This is a genomic window from Mycobacterium sp. NGS51, assembly GCF_059812525.1.
This window is the reverse complement of record NZ_JCALCV010000004.1, coordinates 192,617-205,136: the sequence shown is the minus strand read 5'-3', so window position 1 is coordinate 205,136 and position 12,520 is coordinate 192,617. Positions and strand designations below refer to the sequence as shown.

The window sequence follows — 12,520 nt, the reverse complement described above, 5'->3', positions numbered from 1 at the left end:
GTCCTGGGGTTGTTGGTCGTTTTGGCGCTTGCGCCGCACGGCGGCTATTCTGGCCAGGTTGTTCGGGCCACCCGGCGTACGGTTGCGCGCTGCGACGATGCAGGCCGGAACGGCCTGAGGAGGAGCAGGGCTACCTGCCCTGGCCCAAGAGACTTGAGGAGTTATACACATGGCCGCCGTCTGCGACATCTGCGGAAAGGGCCCCGGCTTCGGCAAGTCGGTGTCGCACTCGCATCGCCGGACCAGCCGTCGCTGGGATCCCAACATCCAGACCGTGCGCGCCGTGACTCGCCCCGGCGGTAACAAGCAGCGGCTCAACGTGTGCACCTCGTGCATCAAGGCGGGCAAAGTCAGCCGCGGTTAGCTGTCCTCAGCCCGGCCTGCTTCCCGTAGACCGGCACGTTCGACGGTCAACAAGCTTTCTTCTCTATGTTCCTTGTGGTAGGCCTGCCCGCCGCCGTTGAGCCCGAACAGTCGTTTGCTCCACAGCAGCCAGATCACCGCGATGATGTTGACCAGCAGCGCGGCTACTCGCAGGGCTGTCACCTTTTCGGTGAGTTCGTAAATTTCCAGCGGAAGGAAAACGCTGGTCGCGATCACCGCGAAGTACTCGCCCCACCTTTGCACCAGCCACAATCCGACGGCTTCGACAAACTCGATCAGGGCATAGGCGGCGAGTCCGAGCACGATCAGCAGCAACGTCGACGACGACAGCGTGAGCACGTGACCGATGTGGCGGACGATTCTCGAGTTGTCCGGATCCCAGCCGAGCTGGTTGGCCAGCGGACGAAGCAGTGGGAGATCCTGCTCGAAGGCCTGTTGCAACCGTTCGCGTGAACCGCGGACCTTGAGCACACCGCCTGCTACGAGCAGCACGATGATGCCGCGAATCGCGCGTTCCACGGCGAGCGCCCGCATCAATGTCCGGTCCCGTAACAATCGCCCGCGCGGCACTTCCGGTGCGGTGTCTGCCGGACCGCGCTGGCGTGGTGCACCGACCACAAAGGTTTCGCATCGCAAACAACGCCATGCCTCCCCGACCGGGGTATCGACCTTCAGCCGCTCCCGAAGCGCCGGCTCATCGGGCGCAAATGTCGCATGCCCGCGCAATCCGCATGAGCGCAAAGCGAAATCCACCATGCTCGAACGCTAGTGTTCTGGCGACGGGAACCGCAGCGAGTCAGGGCAATCGCCAGTCGATTGGTTCGGCGCCCATCTGGGTCAGCAAGTCGTTGGCGCGGCTGAACGGACGCGAGCCGAAAAATCCGCGCGAGGCCGACAGCGGCGAGGGGTGCGGCGATTCGATTGCGACACAGTCTTGGCCGGCCAGCATCGGTTTGAGCGTCGAGGCATCGCGGCCCCACAAAATAGCCACCATCGGTTTGCGCCGATCCACCAGCGCGCGGATGGCGCACTCGGTGACGGCCTCCCAGCCCTTACCCCGGTGCGACGCCGCCTTGCCCGGCTGCACTGTCAGCACCCGGTTGAGCAGCATCACCCCGCGTTGCGCCCACGGCGTGAGATCACCGCACGATGGCGCGGGATGGCCAAGGTCTTTGGTGTATTCGGCGAAGATGTTGTCCAGGCTGCGCGGCAGTGGCCGGACTTGTTCGGCCACCGAAAAGCTCAAGCCGACTGCATGCCCAGGCGTCGGATACGGGTCCTGGCCGACGATCAAAACCCGCACCTGGTCAAACGGGAAAGTGAAGGCGCGCAAGACATTCTGTCCTGCCGGCAGGTAGCGCCGCCCGGCTGCGATCTCCGCGCGAAGGAACTGCCCCATCTCGGCGACCTTTGCGCCTACCGGTTCCAGCGCACCTGCCCAGCCGTCTTCGACGAGCTCGGCGAGCGGCAGCGCGGTCACGTCAGGCCTTTCACCAGCAGCACCACCGTATCGGCACCCGCACGACGATCCGCCGAAATGTCTTGGTACTCCGGCGATTCGGCCCAGCGGCGGAAAGCCTGCTCGTCGGGGAAGGACATCAGCACCACCTTCTCCCGATCCCAGCGGCCCTCCACCACCTGCGGTGACTCGTCGGCCGCCAACAACGTTCCCGGATGGCGATTGAACACCTCCATGAATTTCGACTGATACCGGTCGTAGGCGGTTCGATCGGTGAACCGCAGCTGGGCAATGGCATAGACGGTCACCGCGTCACCTTAGCGGGCAAAGGATTCCCAGCCCGCATATCCCGTCCAGTCGCTCCCGTCGACGAGCACGCGGGCCGGGCCGTCGAGCACCCGCCCGATGACACGCCACTCAGCTGGGACCGGGCCGGCGAACGCGGCGACCAGGGCGTGGTCTTCTCCCCCGCCGAGCACCCACGACCACGGGTCGGCGCTGATGGTCTCGGCGGCGGCCGCCACCGCGTCGCGGTCGGCCGACAATGCGCTGGTGTCCAGGTCGATGCCAACGCCCGACGATTTGGCCAGATGGCCCAGATCGGCTACCAGACCGTCGGATACATCGATCATCGCCTCGGCACCGGCCTCGGCGGCGGCGCGGCCCTGCCCGTAGGGCGGTTGCGGCACCAGATGTCGCCGCCGCAAGTCGTCGAAACCTTCGATACCGCTGTGCCACAGCGCATATCCGGCTGCCGATCGCCCGAGCTGACCGGCGACGGCGATACGCGACCCGGGCCGCGCCCCGGCGCGCCGCACCGGCGCGCGGCCGCCGAGGTCACCGAGCACCGTCACCGCGACCACCCACTGTGGGCAGCTGACCAGATCTCCGCCGGCGATGCCGGCGCCCACCCGTTCGGCCTCCTGCCACATCCCATCCGCCAACGCGCTGACGTCTGCGACCGGTGTTTGCGGTGGGGCGCCGAAGCCGACGACGAACGCGGTCGGCCGCCCACCCATTGCCTCGATGTCGGCGGCGTTTTGGGCGACGGCTTTGCGGCCGACGTCGTGCGGTGTCGACCAGTCCAGCCGGAAGTGGCGCCCCTGCACGAGCATGTCCGTCGACACCGCGACACGTCCGTCGCCGGCGAGCACCAGCGCGGCGTCATCACCCGGTCCGAGAGCAACGGCATCCGGCTGCCGTCGGCCAGCCACCAGCTGGCCGATCATGCCGAACTCGCCGAGGTCGCCCAGAGTGCTCACGCCACCTCCTGGCGGGTACGTTTTGTAGGACTGCGGGGAGTGTAAGCACCGATGGACAACCACGACGGACCGCCGCGCGCCCTGTTGATCGTGGCGCTGGTCTTGGCGGTCGGTGCGATCGGTGCGGTGCTGGCGATCGCCGTGACCCGCCACCCGCCCCGACAACCAGTCGCCATCGCCGCTGCGCCCGCGCCGCAGGCGCAGAATCCGGCCTGCCAGGCGTTAGTGGCTGCGCTGCCGGAGCGACTCGGCGACTACCAGCGCGCCGCGACCGTGCAGCCGTCGCCCGCCGGTACCGCCGCGTGGCAGACCGGGAGCGACGGCGAACCCGTCGTGCTGCGGTGTGGTCTCGACCGGCCGGCCGATTTCCTGGTGGGCGCTCCCATCCAGGTCGTCAACCGGGTGCAGTGGTTCGAGGTGCGCCAAGATGACCGGTCGACCTGGTACGCCGTCGACCGACCGGTGTATGTGGCGCTCACGTTGCCGCCCGGCTCGGGTCCCGCGCCGATCCAACAGATATCGGATGTGCTCGACCACACCATGGCCGCGGTGCCGATCAGCCCGGCGCCGGCCGGCTGATTCGCCGCGAGTCAGCGCAGGCCGACTCCGCGGGCCAATGCGGTCTCGACCATGGTCGCCAACAACGTCGGGTAGTCCACGCCGCTGGCCGCCCACATCCTGGGATACATCGAGATCGTGGTGAATCCGGGCATGGTGTTGACCTCGTTGATCAGCGGCCCGTCCTCGGTGAGGAAGAAGTCCACCCGGGCCAGTCCTTGGCAGTCGATCGCCTTGAACGCCCGGATCGCCAGTTCGCGCACTGCGTCAGCCACCTCGTCGTCGACTTTGGCGGGCACGTCAAGTTCGGCGGCGTCGTCGAGGTATTTGGTGGCGAAGTCGTAGAAGGGGTCTTCGCGGCCGCGCACCCCGGCCACCCGGATCTCGCCGAGTGTGCTGGCTTGTATTGTGCCGTCGGGGAATTCGAGCACTCCGCACTCCAATTCCCGGCCCACAATCGCGGCTTCGACGATCACCTTGGGGTCGTGTCGCCGGGCGTCGGCGACGGCGGCGGGCAGCTGGTCCCAGCTGGTCACCCGGCTCACGCCGATCGAGGAGCCGCCACGTGCGGGCTTGACGAAGACCGGCAGGCCGAGTCGCTCACGGTCGGCGAGATCCAGTGTCTTCTGCGCTGGCCGCAGTACGGTGTGAGCGCCCACCGGAAGCCCCTCGGCCGCCAGCAGTTTCTTGGTGAACTCCTTGTCCATGCCCGCCGCGCTGGCCAGCACTCCGGCGCCGACATAGGCCACCCCGGCGAGTTCGAGCAGTCCCTGAATCGTGCCGTCTTCGCCGTAGGGGCCATGCAGCACCGGAAACACGACGTCGACGGAGCCCAGCACCTCGCCGGCTCCCGGCGACAGCGACACCAGTTGACCGGCCCGCTCCGGGCTGGCCGGCAGTGCTAACTCGGCTCCCGATGCCGACGTAACCCCGGGCAGCTGCCGGTTGGTGATCGCCAGCGCGTCTGGATTTCCGTCGGTGAGCACCCACGACCCTTCCGGGGTGATACCGACCGCCAGGACCTCGAACCGCCGCGGATCGAGGTTGCGCAAAATGCTGCCCGCCGACACGCACGAGATGGCGTGCTCATTGCTGCGTCCGCCGAACACGACGGCGACGCGGATACGGTCACGGGCACTCACAACCTAGAGAGGCTACCGGGTCGGCGCGCCGATGCCGGGTACGGCGCTGCTGCCTGCGGATTCAGTGTGCCAACGCGTGTTCGATGTCGGCCAGCAGGTCGTCGGTGTCCTCGATGCCCAGCGCGATGCGCGCGAAACCATCCGGGACACGATCTCCCCAGCGAGCCCGGCGATCGACCGAGGTGTGCAGCCCTCCGAAGCTGGTGGCCGCGGTCAGCAGCCCGCTGCGCTCAACGAGCCGATGCACCGCAGCGGCGTCGGCCAACTCGACGGACACCATGCCGCCGAATCTGCTCATCTGCGCCGCAGCGGCCGGGTGGGCCGGGTCGTCGGCTAGCCCGGGGTACCGGACTGCACGCACGGCCGGATGGTCACGCAGCATCGTCGCGAGGGCCTGCGCGTTGCGGCATTGACGCTCGAAACGCAGCCCGGCGCTGCCCACGCTGCGCAGCACCAGCCAGGCCTCGAAAGCACCCAGGATGGCCCCGGCAAGCAGCCGTTCGCGCTCGACGGCGGCGATCAACTCCGGCTGGTTGCCGGCGACATATCCTGCCACCACATCACTGTGACCCGACAGAGCCTTGGTCGCGCTTGCGACCGCGAGCTCGGCGCCCAGCGCCAGCGGCTGCTGCGCCAGCGGTGTCGCGGTGGTGTTGTCGACGACCAGGCGGGCACCGCGTCGGTGGCAGACCGCGGCCAGCCGTCGTAGGTCCACGACGTCCAGCCGTGGATTGGCCGGTGTCTCGGCCAGCACCACATCGGCGCGTTCGGCTGCCTCATAGATCTGCGCACAGTCCGCTTCGATGACCGTCACACCCAGCGGCGCCAGGTATTCGGCGGCATAGTGGCGCACCTGGTAATACCCGTCGGCCGGAATGACCAGCACCGCCCCGGGTTTGGCCAACACCCGCAGCACGGCGCTGATCGCCGCCATGCCGGAGCCGAACACCAATGCCGCAGCGGCGCCTTCCAGCTCAGCCAACGCCGATTCGAGCTGCCGCCAGGTCGGGTTCGACTTGCGCCCATAGGCGTCCAGCTGCGCGGACTCGTCGTTGGACAAGTGGTAGGCCGACGCCAGCACCGGCGACGGTGCCATCGGCAGCCCCGGCACCGCCGGCGAACTGACGGCTTTCAAGGTGCGAGTGGAATCGCCGTAACGCGTCATTCTGGTTTGGTGCTGCGACCCAGCAGCAGCAGTACAGCCTCGCCGACCGACAGCCCCTTGTGACAGACGCGGTGAACCGCGTCGGTGAGCGGCATCTCGACGTCGTAGCTGGAGGCCAGGGCCAGCACCGATTTGCACGACGTCACACCTTCGACGGCCTGGCCGTCCCTGGCCTGCAGCGCCGATTCCATCGTTCCGCCGCGACCTAGGCATTCACCGAACGATCGGTTCCGCGAATGCGGCGACGTGCAGGTGGCCACCAGGTCCCCCACTCCGGCCAGGCCGGCCAGCGTTGCGCCCTTTGCTCCCACTGCGATCCCGAGGCGCATGATCTCCGCGAGCCCGCGAGTGATGATCGCTGCCGCGGTGTTTTCGCCGAGGCCCACGCCGACCGCCATCCCACAGGCCAGGGCGATGACGTTCTTGCATGCGCCGCCTATCTCGGTCCCGATGACATCGGCGTTGGTGTACGGGCGGAAGTAGCCGGTGTTCAGCGCGCGCTGTATTGTCACGGCGCGTCCGGAGTCGCTGCAGGCGACGACGGTGGCGGCGGGTTGGCCGGCCGCGATCTCGGTGGCCAGATTCGGTCCGGACAGCACCGCGACCTGTGCCGGATCGACACCGGTGACCGCGACGATCACCTGGCTCATCCGCATCAGGGTTTCCAGCTCGATGCCCTTTGCCAGACTGACCAGCGTCGCGCCCTCGCTGACCAAGCCGACCCACTGCTCGAGGTTGCTCCGCATCGTCTGCGCCGGGACACCGACCAACACCGTCGACGCACCGCTGAGCGCCTCGGCGGCGTCGGAGGTGGCCCGGATAGCCGGTGACAACCGCACGCCCGGCAGGTAATCGGAGTTACACCGGGTGGCATTGATTTCCGCGGCGACGTCGGCGCGGCGCGCCCACAACGTCACCTCACTGCCGGCGTCGGCCAGCACCTTGGCCAGCGCCGTGCCCCACGCGCCGGCGCCCATCACTGCGATGGAGCCCTCAGTCATTGCGTTCACCCTAGTCTGCCCGGTGGACTGCGCCGGGCGACGAAGCCGGGCTGGCAGGATTGCGGCATGAACGGCAGGCACGCCGACGCGGAGGCCGATGTCGGCTTGATCATCGCCGTCAAACGGTTGGCGGCCGCCAAGACCCGGCTGGCGCCGGTGTTCTCAGCGCAGACCCGTGAAAACGTGGTGCTGGCCATGCTGGCCGACGCCTTGACCGCGGCAGCCGGTGTTGGGTCGGTGCGCTCGATCACCGTCATCACCCCTGACGATGCTGCTGCCGACACGGCGGCCGCCCTCGGAGCCGAGGTGCTGTTCGACCCCACGCCCGAAGGTCATCGCGATCCGTTGAACAACGCGATCGCGGCCGCCGAACGGGTGGTAGTCGACTCCACCCCGAATGTCGTTGTGCTGCAAGGAGATTTGCCGTCATTGCAAACTCAGGAACTTGCGGAGGCGATCGCCGCCGCACGCAGCTACCGACGCAGCTTCGTCGCTGACCGGCTCGGCAGCGGGACGGCGGCGCTGTGCGCGTTCGGCGCGGCGCTCGACCCGCGGTTCGGACCGGATTCAGCCGCGCAGCATCGGCGTTCGGGCGCTATCGAGCTGACCGGCGCGTGGCCGGGCCTGCGCTGCGATATCGACACCCCCGACGATCTGGCTGCCGCTCGCAGCCTCGGTGTGGGTCCGGCGACAGCTCGCGCGATCGGCGGCGTCAGGTGAACAGCGCACCAACGGCGGATGGATGTCAGTCGGCTGGTGGCAGTGACACCCGTCGATGAGTCATGATCGAACAGTGACCGAAACCGAAGCCAGGGAGGCAGCCGAGGCGCGCCCGGACGCCACGGTGTGGCACCCGGGCGACTCGGCACCGGGCGCACCGCCCGCAGCAACTGCTGCTGCCGCAATCGAGGACGCGCTTCCCGAGCACCGATATCTCAACCGCGAGCTGAGTTGGCTGGATTTCAACGCGCGCGTCCTGGCCCTGGCCGCCGACACGTCGCTGCCGTTGCTGGAGCGAGCCAAGTTTCTGGCGATCTTCGCCTCCAACCTCGACGAGTTCTACATGGTCCGGGTGGCCGGCCTCAAGCGCCGCGACGAAATGGGACTGTCGGTGCGGTCGGCCGATGGCTTGACCCCACGCGAACAATTGCGTCGCATCGGGGAGCAAACCCAGCACATCGCCAGCCGGCACGCACGGGTGTTCCTCGATTCGGTGCGTCCCGCACTCGCCGAGCACGGTATCCACGTCGTCACGTGGACCGAGCTGAACGAGGATGAGCGCAAACAACTGTCGGAGTATTTCCACGAGCAGGTCTTCCCGGTTCTGACACCGTTGGCCGTTGACCCGGCTCACCCGTTTCCGTTCGTCAGTGGCCTGAGCCTGAATCTGGCGGTCACCGTCAAGCAACCCGACGACGGCGGCACTCACTTCGCCCGGGTCAAAGTGCCCGACAATGTCGATCGCTTCGTCGAGCTCGCTGCCCGCGAAAATGCTGACGGCAAAGCGCAAGTCCGGTTCCTGCCGATGGAGGAGCTGATTGCGGCTTTCCTGCCGGTGCTGTTCCCCGGCTTGGAAATCGTGGAGCACCACGTGTTCCGCATTACCCGCAATGCGGACTTCGAGGTCGAAGAAGACCGCGACGAGGACCTACTGCAAGCCCTCGAGCGGGAACTGGCGCGCCGGCGATTCGGGTCGCCGGTGCGGCTCGAGGTCGCCGACGACATGACCGAGAACATGTTGGAGTTGCTGCTGCGCGAACTCGACGTGCATCCCGGCGACGTGATCAACGTGCCCGGGCTGCTGGACCTGTCGTCGCTGTGGCAGATCTACGACCTCGACCGTCCGGCACTGAAGGATCCGACATTCGTGCCGGCCACTCATCCGGCGTTCGCCGAGCGGGAGACGCCCAAAAGTATTTTCGCCACCCTGCGCGAAGGCGACATCTTGGTGCATCACCCGTATGACTCGTTTTCCACGAGCGTGCAGCGGTTCATCGAGCAGGCGGCCGCCGACCCGGGCGTGCTCGCGATCAAACAAACGCTGTATCGCACGTCGGGTGATTCGCCGATCGTCACTGCGCTCATCGACGCTGCCGAGGCCGGCAAGCAGGTGGTGGCGCTCGTGGAGATCAAGGCGCGCTTCGACGAGCAGGCCAACATCAAGTGGGCGCGTCAGCTCGAGCAGGCCGGCGTGCATGTGGTGTACGGGCTTGTCGGGCTCAAGACACATTGCAAGACATGTTTGGTGGTGCGTCGTGAGGGTTCGACGATCCGGCGTTACTGCCACGTCGGCACCGGTAACTACAACAGCAAGACCGCGCGACTCTACGAGGACATCGGCTTGCTCACCGCAGACCCTGACATCGGTGCGGACCTGACCGACCTGTTCAACTCGCTCACCGGCTACTCACGAAAACTGACCTACCGCAATCTGCTGGTGGCTCCGCACGGCATTCGCACCGGCATCATCGAACGCGTGCAACGAGAGGTCGAGGCGCACCGCGAACGCGGCGACGGATGGATCCGGCTGAAAGCCAACGCACTCGTCGACGAGCAGGTCATTGATGCGCTCTATCACGCGTCGCAGGCCGGGGTCTGCGTCGAGGTGGTAGTGCGCGGAATTTGCGCACTGCGTCCCGGCATGGAGGGATTCTCCGAAAACATCACCGTCCGCTCGATTCTCGGTCGCTTCCTCGAGCACTCGCGGGTCTTTCACTTCCGCGCCATCGACGAGTTCTGGATCGGCAGCGCCGACATGATGCACCGCAACCTCGACCGGCGTGTCGAGGTGATGGCCCAAGTCAAAGATCCCCGGCTGACAGCACAAATGAACGACATGTTCGAGTCGGCACTGGACCCGGCCACCCGCTGCTGGGAATTGGGATCGGACGGTCAGTGGACCGCGTCGCCGCAGGCCGGTCACACCGTGCGCGACCATCAGGTATCGCTGATGGAGCGGCACCGCAGTCCTTGACGGAAATCTCTACCCGACCGACCGGCCAGGCGCTGTGTACCAGCGGCGCCCCGATTGACCTGCAGGAGTGAGGGTGTCGACACAGAACTCGCCGGAGCGTCCAGCGAGCAAGATCGTTTGTGCCGGTGGCGCGGTGCTGTGGCGGCCCGGGCACCACGAGGCCGATGTCGAAATCGCGCTCATCCACCGCCCGCGCTACGACGACTGGTCACTGCCCAAAGGCAAAGTCGATGCCGGTGAGACCGAGCCGGTTGCCGCCGTGCGGGAGGTCTTCGAAGAAACCGGCCACCGCGTACATTTGGGTAGACGCATCGCAACGGTGAGTTACCCGATCGAGCAAGGCACCAAGAAAGTGCTGTACTGGGCGGCGTGCAGCCTCGGCGGGAATTTCAGCCCGAACCGCGAAGTCGACGAGTTGCTGTGGTTGCCCGTCGCAGCGGCGATGAAGAAGGTGTCCTACCCGCAGGATCGAAAAGTTCTGCGCCGGTTCGCCAAACATCCGGCCGATACCCAGACCGTATTGGTGGTCCGGCACGGTACCGCGGGCAGCAAGAAGCGGTTCTCCGGGGATGACACCAAGCGCCCCTTGGACAAGAAGGGGCGTGCGCAGGCCGAGGCACTGGTCGGTCAGCTCTTGGCCTTCGGCGCCGACGATGTCTACGCGGCCGACCGGGTGCGGTGCCACCAGACGGTGGAACCGCTGGCCGAAGAATTGGGTGTGGTCATCTGCAACGAGCCCATGCTCACCGAGGAAGCCTATGCCGATAATCCCAAGCAAGCCCGGCGCCGGGTTTTGGAAATCGCCGGCCTGCGCGACGGTGCGCGCCGTCAAACGGCCCGAGGGCAGGGCAGGCGGTCGGCGCCGGGTCCGACGCGCACTCCGGTGATCTGCACGCAGGGCAAGGTGATTCCGGATCTGATCGGTTGGTGGTGTGACCGCGACGGCGTGCGCCCCGACAAATCGCGCAACCGCAAGGGCAGCACCTGGGTGCTGTCGCTATCGGCGGGGCGTCTGGTGGCGGCCGATCACATCGGCAGCGCGCTGGCCACCAACGTGGTGACCTAGCACGCGGATTCGCCGCGGCCGGCCCAGGCTAGGGCCGAACCGCGGCGAATCTGCGTGCTGTGATTACCTGCGCCCGCGCCGGGCGGTGGCCTTCTTGGCCGGCGACTTCTTGGCGGCAGACTTGCGGGCCGGAGCCTTAGTTGCAGTCTTGCGCGCCGTCGACTTCGTCGCTTTCCGTGCCGTCGACTTAGTGGCCTTCTTGGCTGGCGCCCGCTTGGTTGCGGCCTTCTTAGCCGGTGTCCGCTTGGTTGCGGCCTTCTTGGCCGGAGCCTTCTTGGCGGCGGTCTTCTTGGCCGGAGCCTTCTTCGCAGCCTTCTTGGCAGCCGTCTTCTTGGCCGCCTTCTTGGCCGGTGATTTCTTCGCCGCCTTCTTGGCGCCGCTTGCTACCACACCACGTTTCACGGCAGGTCCTTCCGATGGGAGACGCTGTGCGCCAGAGACAACGGCTTTGAATTGTGCGCCGGGGCGGAATGCCGGCACCGATGTCGGCTTGACCTTCACCGTCTCGCCGGTGCGGGGATTACGGGCGACGCGTGCTGCGCGACGCCGCTGTTCGAACACACCGAAGCCGGTAATGGTGACGCTGTCGCCCTTGTGCACCGCGCGCACAATGGTGTCGACGACGTTCTCCACGGCGGCGGTAGCCGACCGACGATCTGAGCCCAATTTGTCTGTGAGTACGTCAATGAGCTCTGCTTTGTTCATGCAAACCCTCCGAAGCCAGTGGCCCTTGTTGGACCGACTAGTGGACACGGTAAACCCTGACACCACTGATTTCCAAGAGCCACGCGCAATTTCAAGCGGCAATAACGGACTTTTTTGCAATCCGGTTGCCGCCCTTGGCCGGTGGCGAGGCGGCCAAATGGTCCCGGTGTAACGCCGGAATTCGGGCCTTTCCGGGCGGGTTAGGAAGCCGGAAGAGTGCGCGGTTTCCAGGCTTTCCGCGCCTCCTCGAAAGACTCGATGTGATCGAGTTTCTGCAGCGTAAGACCTATATCGTCGAGGCCTTCGGCCAGTCGCCAAGCGGTGTAATCGTCAATCGTGAACGGCACCACCACCGTTCCGGCGGACACATTCCGATCTTGAAGATTGACAGTGATTTCCAACCCCGGATGCTGCTCGATGAGCTTCCAGAGCAGTTCGACATCATCTTGGGCGACTTCGGCCGCTAAGAGGCCTGCCTTGCCCGCGTTCCCCCGGAAAATATCGGCGAAGCGCGATGAGATCACCACCCGGAATCCATAGTCCATCAGCGCCCACACCGCGTGCTCGCGTGAGGATCCGGTTCCGAAATCAGGACCGGCGACGAGTACTGAGCCCCTGTCGAATGGGCTGAGATTGAGCACGAATGACGGATCGCTGCGCCAGGCCGCGAACAATCCGTCTTCGAAACCCGTTCGGGTCACCCGCTTCAAATAGACGGCAGGAATGATCTGATCGGTGTCGACATTGGACCGCCGCAGCGGAACTCCGATACCAGTGTGGGTACGAAATGCTTCCATGCCCGTT

14 protein-coding genes are annotated in these 12,520 nt (G+C 66.3%); 5 read left to right on the top strand and 9 right to left on the bottom strand.

Features of this window, described 5'->3' with window-relative positions:
• Window positions 1-169 precede the first annotated feature (169 nt).
• Entirely contained in the window at window positions 170-364 is a 195-nt protein-coding gene (gene rpmB, locus AC5Y5W_RS07135) for a 50S ribosomal protein L28 (RefSeq protein WP_065014327.1), read from the top strand.
• Here rpmB and AC5Y5W_RS07130 read toward each other — a convergent pair.
• From AC5Y5W_RS07130 to AC5Y5W_RS07115, 4 genes are read right to left on the bottom strand one after another with little or no spacing between them, the layout of a single operon-like run.
• Window positions 361-1,140: a DUF2127 domain-containing protein gene (locus AC5Y5W_RS07130; RefSeq protein ID WP_500009129.1), complete on the bottom strand. Its 780-nt coding sequence runs from the start codon at window positions 1,138-1,140 to the stop codon at window positions 361-363. The two genes, rpmB and AC5Y5W_RS07130, sit on opposite strands and share 4 nt — an antisense overlap.
• Window positions 1,141-1,180: 40 nt before the next feature.
• Complete coding sequence (locus AC5Y5W_RS07125) at window positions 1,181-1,864, bottom strand: uracil-DNA glycosylase (RefSeq protein WP_500009128.1); 684 nt, start codon at window positions 1,862-1,864, stop codon at window positions 1,181-1,183.
• On the bottom strand, window positions 1,861-2,151 hold the full coding sequence (locus AC5Y5W_RS07120) for a DUF1330 domain-containing protein (protein WP_500009127.1): 291 nt from the start codon (window positions 2,149-2,151) through the stop codon (window positions 1,861-1,863). The genes AC5Y5W_RS07125 and AC5Y5W_RS07120 overlap by 4 nt, the downstream gene beginning before the upstream one ends.
• 9 nt (window positions 2,152-2,160) lie before the next feature.
• Window positions 2,161-3,105, bottom strand: a complete 945-nt coding sequence (locus AC5Y5W_RS07115; protein ID WP_500009126.1) for a thiamine-phosphate kinase — start codon at window positions 3,103-3,105, stop codon at window positions 2,161-2,163.
• A 51-nt stretch (window positions 3,106-3,156) separates the two neighbouring features.
• Here AC5Y5W_RS07115 and AC5Y5W_RS07110 point away from each other — a divergent pair, with 51 nt between their 5' ends.
• Window positions 3,157-3,684: a DUF3515 domain-containing protein gene (locus AC5Y5W_RS07110; RefSeq protein WP_500009125.1), complete on the top strand. Its 528-nt coding sequence runs from the start codon at window positions 3,157-3,159 to the stop codon at window positions 3,682-3,684.
• 11 nt (window positions 3,685-3,695) lie between these two features.
• Here AC5Y5W_RS07110 and AC5Y5W_RS07105 read toward each other — a convergent pair whose 3' ends face one another.
• The 3 genes from AC5Y5W_RS07105 to AC5Y5W_RS07095 all read right to left on the bottom strand — a co-directional run bounded on the left by AC5Y5W_RS07105 (window position 3,696) and on the right by AC5Y5W_RS07095 (window position 6,971).
• Window positions 3,696-4,805 carry a D-alanine--D-alanine ligase family protein gene (locus tag AC5Y5W_RS07105; RefSeq protein ID WP_500009123.1) on the bottom strand — a complete coding sequence of 370 codons (1,110 nt, stop codon included), beginning with the start codon at window positions 4,803-4,805 and terminating at the stop codon, window positions 3,696-3,698.
• A gap of 61 nt (window positions 4,806-4,866) precedes the next feature.
• Entirely contained in the window at window positions 4,867-5,970 is a 1,104-nt protein-coding gene (locus tag AC5Y5W_RS07100; protein WP_500009122.1) for a cystathionine gamma-lyase, read from the bottom strand.
• Window positions 5,967-6,971 carry an NAD(P)H-dependent glycerol-3-phosphate dehydrogenase gene (locus tag AC5Y5W_RS07095; RefSeq protein WP_500009121.1) on the bottom strand — a complete coding sequence of 335 codons (1,005 nt, stop codon included), beginning with the start codon at window positions 6,969-6,971 and terminating at the stop codon, window positions 5,967-5,969. The genes AC5Y5W_RS07100 and AC5Y5W_RS07095 overlap by 4 nt, the downstream gene beginning before the upstream one ends.
• A gap of 66 nt (window positions 6,972-7,037) precedes the next feature.
• Between AC5Y5W_RS07095 and cofC the strand changes: the two genes are divergently transcribed.
• The 3 genes from cofC (at window position 7,038) to mutT1 (ending at window position 11,011) form a co-directional block, all read left to right on the top strand.
• Entirely contained in the window at window positions 7,038-7,691 is a 654-nt protein-coding gene (gene cofC, locus AC5Y5W_RS07090) for a 2-phospho-L-lactate guanylyltransferase (protein WP_500009120.1), read from the top strand.
• A 55-nt stretch (window positions 7,692-7,746) separates the two neighbouring features.
• Entirely contained in the window at window positions 7,747-9,945 is a 2,199-nt protein-coding gene (locus AC5Y5W_RS07085) for an RNA degradosome polyphosphate kinase (RefSeq protein WP_500009119.1), read from the top strand.
• Window positions 9,946-10,018: 73 nt separating this feature from the next.
• Entirely contained in the window at window positions 10,019-11,011 is a 993-nt protein-coding gene (gene mutT1, locus AC5Y5W_RS07080) for an 8-oxo-(d)GTP phosphatase MutT1 (RefSeq protein WP_500009118.1), read from the top strand.
• Between the two features lie 63 nt (window positions 11,012-11,074).
• Here mutT1 and AC5Y5W_RS07075 read toward each other — a convergent pair whose 3' ends face one another.
• Window positions 11,075-11,716, bottom strand: a complete 642-nt coding sequence (locus tag AC5Y5W_RS07075) for an HU family DNA-binding protein (RefSeq protein ID WP_499885331.1) — start codon at window positions 11,714-11,716, stop codon at window positions 11,075-11,077.
• 200 nt (window positions 11,717-11,916) lie between these two features.
• Window positions 11,917-12,513 carry a 3-isopropylmalate dehydratase small subunit gene (gene leuD, locus AC5Y5W_RS07070; RefSeq protein WP_499885330.1) on the bottom strand — a complete coding sequence of 199 codons (597 nt, stop codon included), beginning with the start codon at window positions 12,511-12,513 and terminating at the stop codon, window positions 11,917-11,919.
• Window positions 12,514-12,520 lie beyond the last annotated feature (7 nt).